The organism is Microbacterium sp. zg.B48 (genome assembly GCF_024623505.1).
Classification (GTDB): Bacteria; Actinomycetota; Actinomycetes; order Actinomycetales; family Microbacteriaceae; genus Microbacterium.
Genome location: NZ_JANJFE010000019.1, coordinates 80,150 through 97,874, shown reverse-complemented (window position 1 = coordinate 97,874; position 17,725 = coordinate 80,150). Strand labels below are relative to the sequence as shown.

Annotated in this window: 18 protein-coding genes and 1 tRNA gene; 8 read left to right on the top strand and 11 right to left on the bottom strand. The window is 68.9% G+C overall.

The window, feature by feature from the left end; genetic code table 11:
- Positions 1-297: 297 nt before the first annotated feature.
- The 4 genes from NQ152_RS15840 to NQ152_RS15825 all read right to left on the bottom strand — a co-directional run bounded on the left by NQ152_RS15840 (position 298) and on the right by NQ152_RS15825 (position 2,681).
- The gene (locus tag NQ152_RS15840; protein ID WP_257524670.1) at positions 298-552 is read right to left on the bottom strand and encodes a hypothetical protein; all 255 of its coding nucleotides are present in this window, start codon (positions 550-552) and stop codon (positions 298-300) included.
- Between the two features lie 44 nt (positions 553-596).
- Entirely contained in the window at positions 597-1,679 is a 1,083-nt protein-coding gene (locus tag NQ152_RS15835) for a hypothetical protein (protein ID WP_257524669.1), read from the bottom strand.
- A gap of 100 nt (positions 1,680-1,779) precedes the next feature.
- Positions 1,780-2,457: a ParA family protein gene (locus tag NQ152_RS15830; RefSeq protein ID WP_257524668.1), complete on the bottom strand. Its 678-nt coding sequence runs from the start codon at positions 2,455-2,457 to the stop codon at positions 1,780-1,782.
- A complete protein-coding gene (locus tag NQ152_RS15825) occupies positions 2,454-2,681 on the bottom strand; it encodes an AlpA family transcriptional regulator (RefSeq protein WP_257524667.1) in 228 nt (75 codons plus the stop codon). Before NQ152_RS15825 ends, NQ152_RS15830 begins: the two co-directional genes overlap by 4 nt.
- A 113-nt stretch (positions 2,682-2,794) precedes the next feature.
- On the opposite strand from NQ152_RS15825, the gene NQ152_RS15820 reads away from it, so the two are divergent.
- The 3 genes from NQ152_RS15820 to NQ152_RS15810 all read left to right on the top strand — a co-directional run bounded on the left by NQ152_RS15820 (position 2,795) and on the right by NQ152_RS15810 (position 5,962).
- Positions 2,795-3,385: a hypothetical protein gene (locus NQ152_RS15820; RefSeq protein ID WP_257524666.1), complete on the top strand. Its 591-nt coding sequence runs from the start codon at positions 2,795-2,797 to the stop codon at positions 3,383-3,385.
- Entirely contained in the window at positions 3,378-4,463 is a 1,086-nt protein-coding gene (locus tag NQ152_RS15815) for a site-specific integrase (RefSeq protein WP_257524665.1), read from the top strand. The genes NQ152_RS15820 and NQ152_RS15815 overlap by 8 nt, the downstream gene beginning before the upstream one ends.
- Before the next feature lie 329 nt (positions 4,464-4,792).
- A complete protein-coding gene (locus NQ152_RS15810) occupies positions 4,793-5,962 on the top strand; it encodes an integrase core domain-containing protein (RefSeq protein WP_374113609.1) in 1,170 nt (389 codons plus the stop codon).
- 188 nt (positions 5,963-6,150) lie between these two features.
- Here the strand turns inward: NQ152_RS15810 and NQ152_RS15805 are convergent.
- Positions 6,151-6,241 (bottom strand) — tRNA-Ser (locus NQ152_RS15805).
- Between the two features lie 114 nt (positions 6,242-6,355).
- Here NQ152_RS15805 and NQ152_RS15800 point away from each other — a divergent pair.
- From NQ152_RS15800 to radA, 5 genes are all read left to right on the top strand, one after another.
- Positions 6,356-6,919, top strand: a complete 564-nt coding sequence (locus tag NQ152_RS15800) for a MarR family winged helix-turn-helix transcriptional regulator (RefSeq protein ID WP_257524664.1) — start codon at positions 6,356-6,358, stop codon at positions 6,917-6,919.
- A 10-nt stretch (positions 6,920-6,929) separates the two neighbouring features.
- Positions 6,930-7,727, top strand: a complete 798-nt coding sequence (locus tag NQ152_RS15795; protein ID WP_257524663.1) for an SDR family NAD(P)-dependent oxidoreductase — start codon at positions 6,930-6,932, stop codon at positions 7,725-7,727.
- Between the two features lie 167 nt (positions 7,728-7,894).
- Positions 7,895-9,292 (top strand): MFS transporter, encoded by a 1,398-nt coding sequence (locus NQ152_RS15790; RefSeq protein WP_257524662.1) that lies wholly within the window; start codon positions 7,895-7,897, stop codon positions 9,290-9,292.
- Between the two features lie 43 nt (positions 9,293-9,335).
- Positions 9,336-10,286 carry an L-lactate dehydrogenase gene (locus NQ152_RS15785; protein WP_257500771.1) on the top strand — a complete coding sequence of 317 codons (951 nt, stop codon included), beginning with the start codon at positions 9,336-9,338 and terminating at the stop codon, positions 10,284-10,286.
- A 141-nt stretch (positions 10,287-10,427) separates the two neighbouring features.
- Positions 10,428-11,795: a DNA repair protein RadA gene (radA, locus tag NQ152_RS15780; RefSeq protein ID WP_257500772.1), complete on the top strand. Its 1,368-nt coding sequence runs from the start codon at positions 10,428-10,430 to the stop codon at positions 11,793-11,795.
- Positions 11,796-11,984: 189 nt separating this feature from the next.
- Here the strand turns inward: radA and NQ152_RS15775 are convergent, their stop codons facing one another.
- The 6 genes from NQ152_RS15775 to NQ152_RS15750 form a co-directional block, all read right to left on the bottom strand.
- Positions 11,985-12,413 carry a dehydrogenase gene (locus NQ152_RS15775; RefSeq protein ID WP_257500773.1) on the bottom strand — a complete coding sequence of 143 codons (429 nt, stop codon included), beginning with the start codon at positions 12,411-12,413 and terminating at the stop codon, positions 11,985-11,987.
- A gap of 65 nt (positions 12,414-12,478) precedes the next feature.
- On the bottom strand, positions 12,479-13,195 hold the full coding sequence (locus NQ152_RS15770) for a FadR/GntR family transcriptional regulator (protein ID WP_257500774.1): 717 nt from the start codon (positions 13,193-13,195) through the stop codon (positions 12,479-12,481).
- A 103-nt stretch (positions 13,196-13,298) separates the two neighbouring features.
- On the bottom strand, positions 13,299-14,078 hold the full coding sequence (locus NQ152_RS15765; RefSeq protein WP_257524661.1) for a 3-oxoacyl-ACP reductase: 780 nt from the start codon (positions 14,076-14,078) through the stop codon (positions 13,299-13,301).
- 103 nt (positions 14,079-14,181) lie between these two features.
- Positions 14,182-15,546, bottom strand: coding sequence for an aldehyde dehydrogenase family protein (locus NQ152_RS15760; protein WP_257524660.1), 1,365 nt, complete (start codon positions 15,544-15,546; stop codon positions 14,182-14,184).
- Entirely contained in the window at positions 15,543-16,379 is an 837-nt protein-coding gene (locus tag NQ152_RS15755) for a gamma-glutamyl-gamma-aminobutyrate hydrolase family protein (RefSeq protein WP_374113603.1), read from the bottom strand. Before NQ152_RS15755 ends, NQ152_RS15760 begins: the two co-directional genes overlap by 4 nt.
- Positions 16,360-17,715 (bottom strand): glutamine synthetase family protein, encoded by a 1,356-nt coding sequence (locus tag NQ152_RS15750; RefSeq protein WP_257524659.1) that lies wholly within the window; start codon positions 17,713-17,715, stop codon positions 16,360-16,362. Before NQ152_RS15750 ends, NQ152_RS15755 begins: the two co-directional genes overlap by 20 nt.
- Positions 17,716-17,725 lie beyond the last annotated feature (10 nt).

Below are 17,725 nucleotides of genomic sequence, written 5' to 3'. Positions count from 1 at the left end.
TATGGTCCTCTGCCGCGCGACGTGGGCGGACACCTCACCCGCGGACCGCGCCCAAACCTGGGCGGTCCTCCGGGGTGCCGGGGTGATATCCGCTTCTCGCAGTTAATTGACTGTGTCGTGGGGTCTGTCCTGGCAAGAGGCGTCGTGTGCGACCGGAGGGGTGCGCAGTGCCGGGTCGTGGAATACCGGACCGAGCGCAGCGAGGGAGGATATGCCGCGAAAGCCCGGAACGGAGCATCCCGGCGGGAGCTACCATGACCGGCCAGGAGAGGCCCGCTCGTACGTGCTGGTGGCCGGCTATTCCCCGGTGAGTCGGTCAAGTGCGGCGATGAATGCCTGCCGATCGGACTGCGGGTTGGTGATCAGTTCCCGGATCGTCTCCCGCATCTGCGCCGCCTGCTGCGGCGGCAGCGGCAACAGGGGTGCGATGCACCAGTTGATGTCCTCGTCCACCGTGTAACCGGGCTCTTTCGCGTCCTTGCCTGGGTAGTGGGTGAAGGCGCTGACGGCGACCCGGTAGAGGGCCTCTTCTGTTCTGTGGCGTTCGATCATGTCCTGTCCTGTCCTCGGAAGGGTACCGGGCCGGGTGTGGGTGGTCATCGGTGTAGTCCTGTCTGTGGGTGCGGGTGCAGCATCGGGTGCGGGGCCGCCGGGTCGTTGTGCGGGGCCCGTCGCGGCGGGTCTTTGCGGCGGAGTCGCTGATTGACTTGTCTGCCGATCGCCTCCAGCCGCGCCTCCTCTATCTGCTTGGCGGTCAGGGCGGGGGCGAGTTCGCGGCGTAGCCGTGCCTGGAGTTGCGCGTCTTCGGCGAGGTGGTGGGCGGCGCGGGCGCGTTTGCAGTCCCGCATCCACGCGGCAAGCAGCTCCGGCGGGGTGCCCAGTTCCTTGCGAAGTTCCGCCCGTTCTTCCCGTGTCCGCGGGCGGGTGAAGAACTGGTCGGCTGCGGCGGCGTTGGCCAGTCTCTCCTCGCGCGGGGTGCGGTGCAGCTGGGGTGCGGGGAGCCCTGTCTCGCGCCGGAACTTCTGGCGTTCCCGGTAGCGGCGCTGGATCTCACGTTCGTGTTCCCGGTTGGCGGCGTACCGTTCGCGGCGACGTGCCCGGACCTCATCGGTGTGGGTCTTGTAGTAGCTCGCGGCGCGTTTGGCTTTCCGGTCCGGATCGTCCCAGTACTTCGCCCGCAGCTTGGCGTTCTCCCGGTCCCGGTGGTTGTCCCGCCACCGCTTGTTCCGTGCCCGCACCCCCTCCCGGTACTTCTCCGGGTCCTGGGCTTTCCGGGCGGCACGGTACTCACGCTGGTACTGCAGGTACTGTTCCCGGTGCTGCGCGTACCACTCCCGCGCGTACGCGCGTCGCTCCTGCTGCGCCTGCTGCTCCTCGCGCAGCCGGATCCTCCGGGCACGTTCTCGCTCCCGGTTCTCCCGGCGAATCTGCTCCAGGTGGGTTTGCCGGTACCGGTCCCGGTACTGCTTCACCTTCTCTGGGTTCCGCTCCTTCCAACTCTTCAACACCTCCCCACGCCGGTCCCGCCGAGGCTCCTCGTATCGACGGCGCCCGGCACGAACGGCGTCCCGGCCCCCCGCTGCGTTCGCGTTGCTCGGGGGCGAGTCGGCGGGGTCGTCCAGCGAATGCTGCCCACCAGTATCGGCGGTGAGGCCGCTGTCATCGTCAGCGTTGGTCATCGCGGTCTCCTCTCCGTGCCGCGCACTGTGCGGGTCTGAAGTGTCGGTCGCAGATCCGGTCCCCATGGGTGCGGGCGACGCAGTCGGCGCCGGTCACGGTTCACCACACACCGGCGAGGGCTGGGGAGAACTGGTCGCTCAGCTCGTACCCGACTCGGGTGAGGTCGGCGATGTAGCCGGCGGTGCGTCCCGTCGGCGGCGTTGCGGTGACCAGCTGCCCGAGAACCGGTGCCTCCGCATACGCCTGGTACTTCCGCAGATGCGCCTCGAACCGTGCAAGCCCGAGGGTGGTGTCCAGCAGTTCCTGGAAGGTGCGCAACTGGGTGGGGATGGACGGGTCGATGCGGTTCAGCAGCACGCCGTACCGCACCCGGCGGGGCTCGATCAGCCGGGAGACGGTCCGCGCAGTCGGCTCCACCGCCAAGCGCTCGGGCGTCATCGGGACCATGACGTAATCGACCGCATCCAGCACCGTTTCCAGGAGCGGCGTAGCCTCGACTCCGCCTGGTGTGTCAACCAAGACGAAGTCGCACTCCGCCGTCAACTCCGGCAATTGGGCGAGGGCTGCCGGTGACTGGTAGCCGGCGAAATCGAACGGCAACCGGTCGCGCGCGTTCTCCGCCCACCACACGGTCGATCGCTGCGGATTCACATCGACCACCAGCACCCGGAACCGGCGGGATAGGACCGCTGCGAGTTGCGTCGTGAGCGTCGTCTTCCCCACTCCGCCCTTCTGGTTGGCGATCGCGACGATGTGCGTACGCGAGAACTCGGTCATCTTTCCGACCCGCTCGCGCCGACCTGAGCCTCGAACCACTGCTCGAGGTCCTCGAACGGGTACAGCACGATCCGTCCGACCTTGTAGTACCGCGGGCCTCTCCGCTCGTACCGCCACTGAGCCAGGAGCTTCACGCTCAGCCCCGGAATCAACTCCACAACGTCCTCCGGCCTCAGCAGCCACTTACTCAGAATCGGCTCCGCCGGGTTGGTCGTGCTGGACATCGCTCAATCCTTTCGTGGTACTCCTGTTGCCTTCCACACAAGTACATGGCTAAAGTGTGTGCTTAGTCAAGAGGAATCTGCGGAACGCAGTCGAGGTAAGGCAAGATGAGGGGGTGAAGGTCGACGTGAAGACACTCGACGGCAAGGCGATGACCGCAGACGCTGCCGACACGCTTGTCGGCACTGCATTGCGCATTGCGCCGGGCTTTGTCGCAACAGCGCTGGATGAGGATGCCGGGATCGAGACGACCATCGAGGCGCGGTACAACGCGGCGAAGGTGCGGTACATCCCGAGCACGGTCATCACCCGCGCCGTGGACGGCGAACTGGATGCCTCCCGCGTGGGTCACACCCTGGCGCAGGCCACGCTGCAGGCGGCGGTTCCGCACTGCGTCGCGGTGCGGTTGGACGACGGGTCGGACGCACGGTGGCTCACGGTGGCAGATCTGACGACCGGCGAAGGTCGCATCATCCCGCCCTGGATGGCATCCACCGTCGTCAAACGGGGCATGAAGGACGAACGATGGGACGTCGTGGAGATCCTCTACGGCGCCGCCACACTGGCCGGCTCGCCCCCGGTCAAACTCATCTCCCTGGAACTGGATGTCCCGCAGCGCACCGCGGAGGACTGGATCCGCAAAGCCCGCGACTCCGGCCGCCTCGTCGGCATGACCGCACACGTCGGTCGACCGGCGAGTGGGTAGCATCGCCGCGTACACAACCAAGCAGGGCCGCCGATACCGTGTCCGCTACCGTCGCCCCGACGGGACTCAAACCGATCGGCGAGGGTTCACAACCAAACGGGACGCTGAACTGTTCCTCTCGACAGTCGAGGTCGCCAAGGCCAAGGGCGAGTTCATCGACGTCAGCGCCGCCGAGGCGAAGGTGGGCGCGCTCGGCACGAGCTGGATAGCCTCTCGCCAGCAGATCCTCAAACCATCCACGTTCCGCTCGCTCGAGTCCTCATGGCGCATCCACGTCCTGCCTCGATGGGGCACCCGCGCCATCGGCAGCATCCGACACTCCGAGATCCAGGCCTGGATCTCGGAGATGGCACAGACGCAGAGCGCGACGAACGTACTCCGCGCGCATGGGATCCTCGCGGCCATCTTCGATACCGCGGTGAAGGACCGCAGCCTCGCCGCGAATCCGGCCCGCGATGTGGGTGTCCCCCGCAAGGGGAGGAAGGGCAAGGCATATCTCACCCACGCGCAAGTGGAACTCCTCGCCCGGAGCGCAGCCGAACCCACGCTCGTACGCTTCCTCGCCTACACCGGCCTGCGGTGGGGTGAAGCAACCGCGCTGCGGATACGGCACCTTGATCTTCAGCGAAGACGCGCCTCGATTGAGGAGAACGCGGTCATGGTGAACAACACCGTGATCATGGGCACCCCCAAGACGCACAAGACGCGATCGGTGCCGCTGCCCGCGTTCCTGGTCGAGGAACTGCGCCTACGCGTCCAGGCCCGCGACCGGGACGCCTATGTCTTCGGCGACGGGGCAGAACCACTCCGGTTGCCCAATTCAAAAGCTGGGTGGTTCGCCGGTGCCGTGCGCCGAGCACAGCAGGCCGATCCCAACCTCCCCAGGGTCACGCCGCACGCTCTCCGCCACACCGCCGCATCGCTAGCAGTCAGCGCCGGCGCGAACGTGAAGGCGGTGCAGCGCATGCTCGGCCACGCGAGCGCCGCAATGACACTCGACACCTACAGCGACCTCTTCGACGACGATCTGGACGCCGTGTCGGACGCCCTGGACCGAGCACGCTCCCGCGCGATCTGAGCCCGATCCAGCCCGACGACCCGGGACACAAGACACCGCCGTTCGCAACGTGCTCGCCCGGTTTCGCGAGCGGGTGAACGTTTGTTCGAATGTCTTGGAGTCGCGCACCGGTAGACGACCCCTCATATCGGCCTGAATCGCCCTCGATCCGTTTGTCATGTCTCAGGACATCAGTGACGTTTCGGGGTCAAGACATCGGTGACGCTTCGGCGGTGTTTGGTGGTGACGCTTCTCCCCTCTATTTGTGAGGGATGAGCGTCGTTGAGCCTGTTGATCCTCGTGTCCGTCTCGCGATTGCGCAGTGGCCGCCGGACGCGCCGCGCGGGTCGGTGTCGACGTTCTGCGCCGAGCACTCGATCTCGAGGAAGACGTTCTATGCGATCCGCAAGCGGTCGTTGACCGAGGGGCAGGCTGCGGCGCTCGAGCCACGCAGTCGGCGGCCAAGGGCAAGCCCTTCGCGGCTGAGCGATGAGGTGAAGCGACAGGCCATCGGAGTGCGGGCCGCGCTGGAGTCGTCCGGTCTGGATCACGGGCCGATCAGCGTGCACGAGAAGATGCGCTCCCTTGGGATGGAGGCGCCGTCGGTGGCGTCGTTGGCGCGGATCTTCCGGGATGCGGGCGTCGCGCGGGCGGAGCCGCGGAAGAAGCCGCGGGCGTCCTATCGGAGGTTCGTGTATCCGGCGCCGAACGCGTGCTGGCAATTGGACGCGACCGAGTACGTCCTCGCCGCAGGTCGGAAGTGTGTGATCTTCCAACTCATCGACGATCACTCCCGCTACGCCGTGGCTTCCCATGTTGCGTGGGGTGAGACGTCGAAGGACGCGATCACCGTGGTGAAGAAGGGCATCGCCGCGCACGGCGTCCCGCAACGACTACTGTCCGACAACGGTCTCGCGCTGAATCCGTCACGCCGGGGCGTGCTCGGCCAGCTCGTCGCGCACGTCACCGCGCTCGGGGTCGAACCGATCACCGGGAAGCCGGGCAAGCCCACCACGCAGGGCAAGAACGAACGGTTCCACCAGACCCTGTTCCGCTACCTCGACAAGCAGCCCCTCGCCGGCACGCTCGAGCAACTGCAGAAGCAGGTCGACGCGTTCGACCTGATCTATAACGTCAACCGACCCCACCAAGCGCTGCCCGGTCGGGCCACCCCGCAAGCCGCGTGGGACGCGACACCGAAAGCCGACCCGCCGAGACCGCTGCCCGTCGAACAGCGGCGAGCCATCTCAAACCCCGCCGCGATCCCCGCACCGCAAGGCCGCGCCGCCGCCGGTATCCGGGTCGCGACGATCCACCTGAACGGGACTATCAAGGCTCGTGGGATCTGGTTCAACATCAGCCATACCCGCCGCGGACAGGACGTCTACGTCATCTACGAACGCGACAGCCTCATGATCTTCGACGACCGCGGCACGCTCATCATCGAACACGCCTGGCCCGCACCCGGCGTCCGGTACGTCGGCAACGGCAAACCCCGCGGCCCCCGCAAGACGATCTGAGTGTCACCGATGTCCTGACACACGAAGTGTCACCGATGTCCTGATGCAGAACTGTCACCGATGTCCTGAGACATCACACGCCCTCGATCCGTTTCAGATGTGGGCAAAATGTGGGCACGGGCCCATTTCGGGGCAAAGTGAAAGCCCCGCGATCCCAGTGTTTACAAGGGATCGCGGGGCTTTGACAGTGGCGGTGACGGTGGGATTTGAACCCACGGTAGGGGGTTACCCTACACAACTTTTCGAGAGTTGCACCTTCGGCCGCTCGGACACGTCACCGCGGACGAGTGTACGCGACGGCCAACCCACCCGCCAACTTGGCGACTGTGCGTCAAGCGCGGGCGGTGGGTCCAAATAGTTTCCTCCCGCAACTACCACGGGTAGGATGGAGATGTGGAAACGCGGGACCAGAGCGAGGCCGTCGTGTTGTCGGGACTGACCCGGCTCATGGCACAGTGGTCCGCCCTTGCCCTCCAGGCGCGTTTCGTTCCCGACGTCGGTGTCACGCTCGACCCCGTGGACATCCAGCCGCTGTACGCCCTCGGGCTGAGCGGTCAGCGCCGGGCGAGCGAGTTGGCGACGGAACTGCGAGTCAGTCGTCCCACCATCAGCAAGCAGCTGGCGAGGCTCCACGCCGCCGGGTTGATCACCAGGCATCCCGATCCGACCGACGGACGCGCCATGATCATCGCCCTCTCCGATTCCGGAGCCGACGTGTACGCCGCGCTCGTCGACAGTGGACTTCAGATGGTCCGGCACATCATGGCGGACTGGTCCCGGGACGAGCGCCGCCGCCTGGCGGAACTGGTCCAGCGGTTCGTCGCCACGGCGAGCGCGATCACGCATCCCGCCGACATCCCCGCACCCAGTCGAGGCCCGCGCGACATCCCCCCGTCCGGCGGCGATCCCGTCGCCATCCCCCCGACGATCGCGAACCCCGCGACCGTCCACGAATGAAAGAAGAGCCATGACGCGTACGTATGTCATCACCGGATCCGCATCCGGGATCGGAGCCGCGACCGCGGCGATTCTCCGCGACCGCGGCGAGCGGGTGATCGGCATCGATCTGCGGGACGCCGACATCGAAGCCGACCTGTCGACCCCGGAGGGCCGCGCGGACGCGGCAGCCCGCGCGATGGAACTGGCCGAGACCATTGACGCGGTGATCGCGTGCGCCGGAATCTCCGCGCCGATCCCCAAGACCATCTCGGTGAACTACTTCGGCGTCACCGAGCTCCTGACTGCACTGCTTCCCGCGCTCGCCCGCTCCCAGGCGCCTCGCGCGGCCGTGGTGTCCTCGATGGCCTCGCTGCAGCCGAACTCCCCCGACATGGTCGAGGCAGCCCTCGCCGGCGATGAGCCGAAGGCCCTCGAGATCGCGGCCGCGCTGGCTGCTCAGGGGCCGCAGGTCGGCTACCTGGTCTACCCGTCGTCCAAGCGCGCGCTGTCGCGCTGGGTGCGCCGTGAGTCGATCACCCCCGCGTGGGCGGGCGCGGGCATCCCGCTGAACGCCGTCGCACCGGGCACAGTGGTCACCCCGATGACGGCGGGGCTGCTCAGTACGCCGGAGGGTCAGGCGATGGTGGATGCCGCGGTCCCCATGCCGCTGAACGACCACCAGTCGCCCGAATCCATCGCCTACCTGCTCATCTGGCTCACGAGCGTGGAGAACACCCACCTCGCCGGCCAGGTCATCTACGACGACGGCGGCGCGGATGCGACCCTGCGCGGCGATGACATCTGGTCGTGGGCAGACTCACGCTGACCTCCTGACCTCCTGACCTCCTGACCTCCTGACGACCTGCAGCCAGCGGATGCCGCGGACCGGCGCGCAGACCAGCGGATGCCGCGGACCGGGGTCACGGCATCCGCTCTGCTGCGCCCGCCGATGACGGGACCCACAGGTCGGGTCGGCGGGATTAGGTTGGCTGCGTGAGCCTCACTTTGGACGCGCAGCAGCGCCTCGTCGTCTGGATCGCCGCACTGGCCTCGTTCGTGGCGTTCCTGGACGGCACCGTCGTGAACGTGGCCCTGCCCGCCATCAGCCGGGAACTGGGCGGTGGCCTGACCACTCAGCAGTGGACGGTCGACGCCTACCTCATCACGCTCAGCGCGCTGATCCTGCTCGCCGGGTCGGCCAGCGACGCGTTCGGCCGCATCCTGGTGATGCGGATCGGACTGATCGGGTTCGGCATCGCCTCGATCGCGATCGCGGCGGCGCCCGATCCGCTCTTCCTGATCATCGCGCGCGCCGCGCAGGGTGCCGCCGGCGCGTTCCTGGTGCCCAGCTCTCTCGCGCTGATCACCTCGACGATCCGCGGTCCGCTGCAGGGCAAGGCCATCGGACTGTGGACGGCTCTGACCACGAGCGCCATGGTCGCCGGGCCCCTGATCGGCGGCCTGTTCGTCGACCTGCTCTCGTGGCGGTTCGTGTTCCTGATCAACGTGATCCCGATCGCGATCACGCTCTGGCTGCTCACCCGCCTGCAGGCGCATGACGTCCGCAACCCCGGCACGCGCATCGACTGGCTCGGCGGCGCGATGTGCACGTTCGGCCTCGGTGCGGCCGTGTTCGCCCTGATCGAACAGCCCAACCTGGGCTGGGCCGCGCCGGGGATCTGGATCCCGCTGGTGGCCGGCATCCTCCTGTTCGGTGCGTTCCTGGTGCGCCAGCAGACCACCTCGACACCGATCCTGCCTTTGAGTCTGTTCAAGATCCGCAACTTCTGGACCGGGAACGTCGCGACGTTCTTCGTCTACGGCGCCCTCTCGCTGAACGGCTTCGTGGTGGCCGTCTACCTTCAGCAGGGCGCCGGGCTGCCGGCCACGCTCGCCGGTCTGGCCAGCATCCCGACCACGATCCTGATGATCCTGCTCAGCTCGAGGATGGGAGCCCTCGCCGGCAAGTGGGGACCGCGTCTGTTCATGACGATCGGGCCGATCCTGATGGGAATCGGCGCTCTCCTGCTGCTGACCGTGAACGAGCAGTTCGACTATTGGACGCAGGTGCTGCCGAGCATGATCGTCTTCGGTCTGGGGCTGGCCACCACCGTCTCGCCGCTGACCGCCGCCATCCTCGGTTCGGTGGACAGCGGCCGCTCCGGCATCGCTTCGGCGGTCAACAACGCCGTGGCCCGGGTCGCCGGCCTGCTCGTGATCGCGATGCTCGCCGCCATCGTCGGCGGCAGCCTGGACCTGGCCGGGTTCCACCGGGCAGCCATCGTCACGGCCGTCATGATGGCCGTCGGGGGCCTGATCTCCTACGCCGGCATCAGAAACGGGACGCCGCAGCCCGACGCCCCGTCCTCCGCCGAGTCGACGGTGAAATGACCAGCGCGCCCCATCGCGAGCCCGGCACTGTCAGACTTGCCGCATGGCTGTCATCGAGAATTCGAAACTGACCGTCGTCGGAGCCGGAAGCGTGGGATCCAGCTCCGCCTACGCCGCCTTGATCCGCGGATCGGCCAGACATGTGGCGCTGTACGACATCGCCACGCAGAAGGTCGAGGCCGAAGTGCTCGACCTCGCCCATGGCACGCAGTTCACCGGCTCCAGCGACATCGTCGGCGGCAGCGACATCTCCGTGGTCGCAGGCTCGCACGTCGTCGTGATCACGGCGGGCGCGAAACAGAACCCCGGCCAGACGCGGATCGAGCTGGCCGGAGTGAACGCCGGCATTCTCAAGAAGATGATGCCGCAGCTGCTGGAGGTGGCACCGAACGCCATCTACGTGATCGTGACCAACCCGTGCGATGTGCTCACCGTGCTCGCCCAGCAGGAGACCGGGCTTCCGCCCGAGCGGATCTTCGCGTCCGGCACCGTCCTGGACACCTCGCGTCTGCGCTGGAAGCTCGGTCAGCGCGCCGGGGTCTCCACCTCCAGCGTGCACGCGTACATCGTCGGCGAGCACGGGGACACCGAGTTCCCGCTGTGGTCCAAGGCGACGATCGGCACCGTCCCGATCCTGGAGTGGGAGACCCCCGGGCACCCTCCGATGAGCGCGGACGAACTGGACCACATCGCCGTGGATGTGCGGGATGCCGCGTACAAGGTCATCCAGGGCAAGGGCGCCACCAACTACGCCATCGGGCTGTCCACCGCACGGATCGTCGAGGCGATCCTCGGCGACGAGCACGCCGTGATGCCGGTCAGTACCGTGCTGCAGGACTATCACGGTGTCAGCGGCGTGGCGCTCTCGGTCCCCTCGGTGGTCAGCGCCTCCGGAGCGGTGCCGATCCACGAAAACCCGTTCTCCCCGCACGAGGTGGGTCTGCTGCGTCGGTCGGCGGACGCGCTGCGCGAGGTCGCCACCTCCCTGCGCTGAGCACCGCCCTCGCTGCGCTGAGCACTGCACCGGCCGTGGCCGAGCGCAGCATGGTCCCTGCCCGGCTGCGCGGAGGACGGGATGCCGCGGCCCGCCGGAGCGCGGCATCCGAGTGTCGCACGCCGCGCCTACCCTGAGAGCATGGCCACCCGACGCACGACCGCGACCGCGCCGTACCGGTGCACCGAGTGCGGCTGGACCGCGCTGAAGTGGGTGGGTCGCTGCGGTGAGTGCCAGCAGTGGGGCACGGTGGTTGAAGCATCCGAGCCGACCGGCCTGAACCGCGCCGTGACCGCCGTCACTCCCGGAACCGACCGCGTCGCGCGCCCGATCACGGCGATCGACTCCCGGGACACCCCGCGCCGCACCACCGGCGTCGGCGAGTTCGACCGCGTGCTGGGCGGCGGCATCGTCCCGGGGGCGGCGATCCTGCTCTCCGGCGAGCCCGGAGTGGGCAAGTCCACGCTGCTGCTCGAGGTCGCGGCCGCCAGCGCACGCGCCGGCCGACGCGTGCTCTACGCCAGCGCGGAGGAATCCACCGGCCAGGTGCGACTGCGCGCCGAGCGGACCGGGGCGCTGCACGACGAGCTCTACCTGGCCGCCGAGACCGACCTGGCGACGATCCTGGGGCATATCGACCAGGTCCAGCCCGAGCTGCTGATCGTCGACTCCGTCCAGACCGTGTCCTCGTCCCTCTCCGAGGGAATGGCCGGCCACCCCAGCCAGGTGCGCGAAGTGGCCTCCACGCTGATCCGCGTCGCCAAGGATCGCGGGCTCCCGGTCGTCCTGGTCGGCCACGTGACCAAGGACGGCTCGATCGCCGGCCCACGGATCCTGGAGCACCTCGTCGATGTGGTGTGCCAGTTCGAGGGCGACCGGCAGACGTCGCTGCGGTTCGTGCGCGCTCTGAAGAACCGCTTCGGACCGACCGACGAGGTGGGCTGCTTCGACATGACCGGTGCGGGCATCGCCGAGGTCGCCGATCCCAGCGCCCTCTTCCTCGGTCACGGCAGCCCGGAGCCGGGCACGTGCGTCGCGATCGCCTTGGAGGGCCGCCGCGCTCTGCCGGTCGAGGTGCAGGCACTGACGATACAGACCACGGCGCCCAACCCCCGGCGGATCGTGAACGGCGTGGACGGCGCGCGCGTGGCGATGGTCCTCGCGGTGCTGGAGAAGAAGGCCAGGATCGTGACCTCGAACTTGGACGTGTACGTCTCGACCGTGGGGGGCGTGCGGTTCACCGAGCCCGCCGCCGACCTGGCCATCGCGATCGCCGTCGCGGGGTCGGTACGCAATCAATCCGTACCCAAGACGCTCGCCGCGATCGGCGAACTGAGCCTCGCCGGCGAGATCCGCCCGGTGACGCAGACGGCCCAGCGCCGCAGCGAGGCCGCACGCCTGGGCTACAGCGAGTTCATCGACAACCGCTCGCGCACCCTGCGGGGCGCGCTGGACGACGTGCGGGCGCGCAGCAGAGCCGACCCCGGCGGCGACGTTCCGGAGTTCTAGCGCCGGCCGCGGAGCGTGGTGCGAGCCGCGGACGCCTGGAGCCGGCTGCCGCTCTGCTGACTCGGCATGCGGGCCAACGCGATGGGGATCACAAGCCCCGCGGTACACACGACTGCGACGATCAGGAACTCCATCGCATGAGCATGCCAGGCCGCGTCGCGGAAGTCGAGGCAGCCGACGGCGATCCGCTCATGCGTCCAGAGCGGCGATGAGCGCGGCGGGGCTGGCCTGCATCGGATGCGGCCCGGCGATGTCGAAGAACACCGTGGTGATGACCTCCTCGTGCAGCCCCAGGAACGCCCTTAGCCAGCCCGGGCTGTTCAGCGCGACCTTGGCCGGAAGGGAGGCCGGCTTGTTCGCGGCATCGCTGAACAGCAGCAGCGCGACCTGCCCGGTTCTCGGATCGCGATAGGTCCACACGTCGTCGGCACTGGACGCTTCCAGCCCCGATTCCGCCTCGGCATCCGCGGGGATCAGAGGGACCACCGTGGGTCCGTGTCGCAGGGCGAAGGCGACCGCGGCGAGATCCTGGGTCTGAAGCGCATCGCTGAGTGCCGTGTTGCGGAATTCGGGGAGTTCGTCGACCTCGCTCGGGTCGGGATCGTGTGCTGAAGCCATCGCTCCACGCTACCGAACGCCGCCCGTCTCTTGGCTCCGCGCACCCGCCGGCGGACCGTATGCGCTCAGGCGAGGAAGCCGCGCAGCAGTGCTTCCGAACCGGCCAGGTGTTCCAGGATGGCCGCCTCCGCGGCATCCGCTCGCCCTGCGAGGATCGCCGTGACGATGCGCTCGTGCTGAGCGTTGGAGTGCTCGATGTTGCGCGGCAGCAGGGGGAAGGTGTCCAGCCAGGCGTTCACCCGCGCGCGGTTCTCCGCCGCGAGCGCGACCAGCGAGGGGATGCCGGCGACTTCCGCGATCGTCAGGTGCAGCAGGGTGTCGAGACGGCGGTACTCCGCGGTGTCGGCAGCGGTTGCCGCTTCGTGGCGGGCCCACAGCTCGGTGCGGGACTCGGGGGTCAGGGTGCGCCCGGCCGCCGTGCGGGCGGCACCGGCTTCGAGCACCCGCCGCAGCCCCAGCACGTCGTCCAGCTCGTCCAGCGGCACCACCCCGGGATGCGGCGCCGGCGGCAGCGGGTCGGCCACGAAGGTGCCGCCGTATCGTCCGCGGCGGCGGACCAGGTATCCGGTGTCGGCGAGCTCGCGGATCGCCTCTCGCACGGTGTCGCGACTGACCTCGTACCGGCCGGCGAGCTCCCGCTCGGGCGGCAGGGACTCCCCGGGCGCGACCACGCCGAGCCGGATGGTCTGCACCAGACGTGCGACGGTGTCTTCGAGCGCGTTCCCCTCGCGCAGCGGCCGGTACACCGCCCGGCGCACCTCGCGCAGCGGCGTCTCGGTCACGGTGACCCCGGCAGGTCGTCGAAGACGCGGGAGAATTCCCACGTCGGCGTGCTGAGCCCTCGCTCCATGGCCGGTTTCTCCCCGTTCTTTCGCATGCGACCGGTCACAGGGGGGTGACGTAGGCGTTGGTGATTCCGCCGTCCACCACGAAGGTCGTCGCCGTCATGAACGACGCATCGTCCGAGGCGAGGAACGCCACCGCGGCGGCCAGCTCCTCCGGCTCGGCGAATCGGCCCATCGGCACGTGCACGAGCCGGCGCTGGGCCCGTTCGGGATCCTTGGCGAACAGCTCCTGCAACAGCGGCGTGTTGACCGGTCCCGGGCAGAGCGCGTTCACCCGGATGCCCTGGCGCGCGAACTGGACCCCGAGCTCCCGCGTCATGGCGAGCACCCCGCCCTTGGACGCGGTGTACGAGATCTGCGAGGTCGCCGAGCCCAGCAGCGCGACGAAGGAGGCGGTGTTGATGATCGACCCCTTGCCGGCCGGCACCATGTGGCGCAGCGCCGCGCGCGAGCACAGGTAGACGGACTTGAGGTTGACGTCCTGCACGCGATCCCACGCGGGCAGCTCCGTCGTCTCGATCGAATCGTCATCCGCAGGGGAGATGCCGGCGTTGTTGAACGCGATGTCGAGACGGCCGAACTCCTCCGCCACGCCGTCGAAGAGGGCGTTCACCTGCGCCTCATCGGCGACATCGACGCGGCGGAACACCCCGTGGACTTCGGATGCCGCGGCCTCCCCGGTCGCCGGGTCGACGTCGGCGACCACGACGAACGCGCCTTCGGCGGCGAACCGCCGGGCCGTCGCCAGACCGATGCCGCTGGCCCCGCCGGTGATGACGGCGACGCGGTCCTTCAGTCGCTGGGTGAGATCGACGTTCATTGCGCTGCTCCCGAGGGGGTGATGTCCCGAGAAGTCAGGGGAAAGACCCTCGGGGAGATGTGAATAGGGGACACGGAATCGAAGCGGGAGGGCATCGGACTCATCAGGCGTCTCCGGTCGCGTAGAAGACGTTCTTGGTCTCGGTGAAGTGCTCCGCCGCGTCCGGGCCGAGCTCGCGGCCGAGACCGGACGCCTTCATCCCCCCGAACGGGGTCGTATAGCGCACCGACGAGTGCGAGTTGACGGACAGGACACCGCTCTTGACCGCGCGCGAGACGCGCACGGCGCGGCCCAGGTTCTCGGTCCAGATCGACCCGGCCAGGCCGAAGATCGTGTCGTTGGCGAGGCGGACCGCATCGGCCTCGTCCTCGAACGGCAGCACTGCGACGACCGGCCCGAAGATCTCGTGCTGCGCCACCCGGTCCCGGGGCGAGTCGGGCAGGACGACCGCGGGCGCGAACCAGAACCCCGGGTCGTTCGGTGCGGAGCCGCGGAAGGCCACGCGCGAGTGCTTCACGAACGGGATCACCGAGTCCCGGTGTGCAGCCGAGATGAGCGGCCCCATCTCGGTCGCCTCGTCCCGCGGGTCGCCGACGCGCCAGTCGGCGACGGCGGGTTCGAGCAGCTCGAGGAAACGGTCGAACACGGAGCGCTGCACGAGGATGCGACTGCGCGCGCAGCAGTCCTGGCCGGCGTTGTCGAACACGGCGGCCGGCGCCGACGCGGCGGCGCGCTCCAGGTCGGCGTCCGCGAAGATGATGTTCGCGCTCTTGCCGCCCAGCTCGAGCGTGACGGGCTTGAGCGCACGGGCGCAGCCGGCCGCGACATCCGTCCCCACCTCCGTCGATCCGGTGAACACGACCTTGCGCACATCCGGGTGAGTGACGAACCGCTGGCCGACGACCGAACCGGACCCGGTGACCACCTGGAACAGCCCCTCCGGCAGTCCGGCCTGGAGGGCCAGCTCACCGAGTCGCATCGCGGTCAGGGGTGTCAGCTCGGCCGGTTTGAGCACCACCGCGTTGCCCGCCGCCAGCGCGGGCGCGAAGCCCCATGCCGCGATCGTCATCGGGAAGTTCCACGGCACGATGATGCCCACCACCCCGTACGGCTCGTGGAAGGTGACATCCAGGCCCCCCGCGACCGGGATCTGCCGACCGGACAGACGCTCAGGCGCTCCGGCGTAGAAGTTCAGCACCTGGGCGACATGGGATGCCTCCCATCGGGCGGAGTTGATCGGATGCCCGGAGTTCATCACCTCGAGTCCGGCCAGCTCCTCGATGTGCGCCTCCACGACCCGGGCGAACGCCCGCAGCGCATCCGCGCGGGCGACCGGGGCCAGCGCCGCCCAGGAGCGCTGGGCCGCGACCGCGCGGGAGATCGCCGCATCCACGTCGCCGACACCGGCGCGGGGCACCTCGCGAATGGGCTCGGCGGTGGCCGGGTTGATCAGGGTGAACGTGCTCACGGCATCGCCTCCAGTGTGGGTTCGCGCTCGGGCGGCGCGGCGACGGATCGCGACGCGGCATACCGGGATGCCTGGGCGACCAGCCCCGCGAAGAGCCGTCGGTCCTCGGTGTCCTGCTCCGGGTGCCACTGCACGCCCAGCAGGTATCCGTCCCCGGTGGACTCGACGGCCTGGACGAGCCCATCGTCGGTGCGCGCGGTGACCACGAGGCCGTCGCCGAGACGGTCGATGCCCTGGTGGTGGTAGCTGTGGACGGCCAGTTCGCCCGCACCGACCACGCCGGCCAGAGCGGTGCCGTCGTCGACGGCCACGGTGTTGGAGGCGAAGACGCCGCCGCCGAGGCGGTAACGGTCGGTGCCCATGGACTCAGGCAGGTGCTGCTGGAGAGTCCCGCCGCGGGCGACGTTGACCAGCTGCAGACCCCGGCAGATCGCCAGCACCGGGATGCGTCGCTCGTCGGCGCCCCGGAACAGCGCCAGTTCCCATGCGTCCCGGTCGGGGCGCGGTGGGTCGGTGGAGGGATGCCGCTCCGCGCCGTACAGCTCGGGCTGCACGTCCAGCCCGCCGGTCAGGATGAGTCCGTCCAGCCCGTCCAGCACGACGGATGCCCCCAGCTCGGGGTTGGGCTGGGGCGGCAGCAGCACCGCCACCCCGCCCGAGGCGGCGACCGCGTCGAAGTAGACGTGCGGGAGGAAGGCGGCGCGGACATCCCACACGCCCTGCCTGGCCTGCTCGAGATACGTCGTCAGGCCGATCACCGGCGCCCGCCGGTGCGAGCCCCCGACCGCCTCGGAGCCCGCGCCGGTCGACGGGTCAGAGTCGTTCGAAGCCACGGATCCGCTCCCAATCGGTCACTGCCGCGTCGTACGCCGCGACTTCGATCCGCGCCTGGTGGAGGTAGTGATCGACCATGTCGTCACCGAACGCCGCGCGGGCGATCGCGGACTGCTCGAACAGCTGCGCCGCTTCGCGCAGCGTGGTGGGCAGGTGGTCGACTCCGGCCGTGTACGCGTTGCCGGCGAGCGGCTCGGGCAGCGGGAGCTCGTTCGCGACGCCGTGCAGTCCGCCCGCGATGATCGCAGAGATGCCCAGATACGGGTTGAGGTCGCCGCCGGGCACCCGGTTCTCGACGCGCAGCGACTGCCCGTGGCCGATGACGCGGAGGGCGCACGTCCGGTTGTCCAGACCCCAGGCGACGCCGGTCGGGGCGAAGGACCCGTCCTGGTAGCGCTTGTACGAGTTGATCGTGGGGGCATAGAGCAGGGTGAATTCGCGCAGCGTCGCCAGGATGCCGGCGATCCAGTGGCCCATCAGCGGGCTGAACCCGTACTCGCCGTCACCGGCCATCACCGGCTCCCCGTCCGGGCCGCGCACCGACAGGTGGACGTGGCAGCTGTTGCCCTCGCGCTCGTTGAATTTGGCCATGAAGGTGATCGACTTGCCGTGCTTGTCGGCGATCTCCTTCGCGCCGTTCTTGTAGATGGTGTGCTGGTCGGCCGTCTCCAGGGCCTCGGCGTAGCGGAACGCGATCTCCTGCTGACCGAGGTTGCACTCCCCCTTGACGCCCTCGCTGTACATCCCGGCGCCGTCCATCCCCCGGCGGATGTCTCTCAGCAACGGCTCGAGCCTGCCCGAGGCGAGGATGTCGTAGTCCACGTTGTAATCCGTCGACGGTTGCAGGTCCCGGTAGCCGCGCGTCCAGGCATCCCGATAGGTGTCGTCGAAGACCAGGAACTCCAGCTCGGTGCCGGCGTATGCGGTCAGCCCCCGTTCGGCGAGGCGATCCCGCTGGTGTTTGAGGATCGCGCGCGGCGACTGGACGACCGGTTCACCTCCCTGCCAGGCCAGGTCTGCCATGACCAGCGCGGTCCCCTCGAGCCACGGCATCCGCCGCAGCGTCGCCGGGTCCGGCAGCAGCATCATGTCCCCGTAGCCCTTCTCCCAGCTGGACATCGCATACCCGTCGATGGTGTTCATGTCGACGTCGACCGAGAGCAGGTAGTTGCACGCCTCGGCGCCGTGCACGAGCACCTCCTCCTGGAAGAAGCGGGCCGAGACACGCTTGCCGACGAGCCGGCCCTGCGCATCGGCGAAGGCGACGATCACGGTGTCGATCCGGTCGGCCGCGATGGCAGCGTTCAAGTCCGCGGCGCTGAGGTTTCCTGGCATCCGTCACCCT

What these genes read in the sequence shown, in the direction of transcription:
- NQ152_RS15840 (WP_257524670.1), bottom strand. Translation starts at nt 552, where the DNA reads ATGATCGAACGCCACAGAACAGAAGAGGCCCTCTACCGGGTCGCCGTC.
- NQ152_RS15835 (WP_257524669.1), bottom strand. Translation starts at nt 1,679, where the DNA reads ATGACCAACGCTGACGATGACAGCGGCCTCACCGCCGATACTGGTGGG.
- NQ152_RS15830 (WP_257524668.1), bottom strand. Translation starts at nt 2,457, where the DNA reads ATGACCGAGTTCTCGCGTACGCACATCGTCGCGATCGCCAACCAGAAG.
- NQ152_RS15825 (WP_257524667.1), bottom strand. Translation starts at nt 2,681, where the DNA reads ATGTCCAGCACGACCAACCCGGCGGAGCCGATTCTGAGTAAGTGGCTG.
- NQ152_RS15795 (WP_257524663.1), top strand. Translation starts at nt 6,930, where the DNA reads ATGACGCGTACGTATGTCATCACCGGATCCGCATCCGGGATCGGAGCC.
- NQ152_RS15785 (WP_257500771.1), top strand. Translation starts at nt 9,336, where the DNA reads ATGGCTGTCATCGAGAATTCGAAACTGACCGTCGTCGGAGCCGGAAGC.
- radA (WP_257500772.1), top strand. Translation starts at nt 10,428, where the DNA reads ATGGCCACCCGACGCACGACCGCGACCGCGCCGTACCGGTGCACCGAG.
- NQ152_RS15775 (WP_257500773.1), bottom strand. Translation starts at nt 12,413, where the DNA reads ATGGCTTCAGCACACGATCCCGACCCGAGCGAGGTCGACGAACTCCCC.
- NQ152_RS15765 (WP_257524661.1), bottom strand. Translation starts at nt 14,078, where the DNA reads ATGAACGTCGATCTCACCCAGCGACTGAAGGACCGCGTCGCCGTCATC.
- NQ152_RS15750 (WP_257524659.1), bottom strand. Translation starts at nt 17,715, where the DNA reads ATGCCAGGAAACCTCAGCGCCGCGGACTTGAACGCTGCCATCGCGGCC.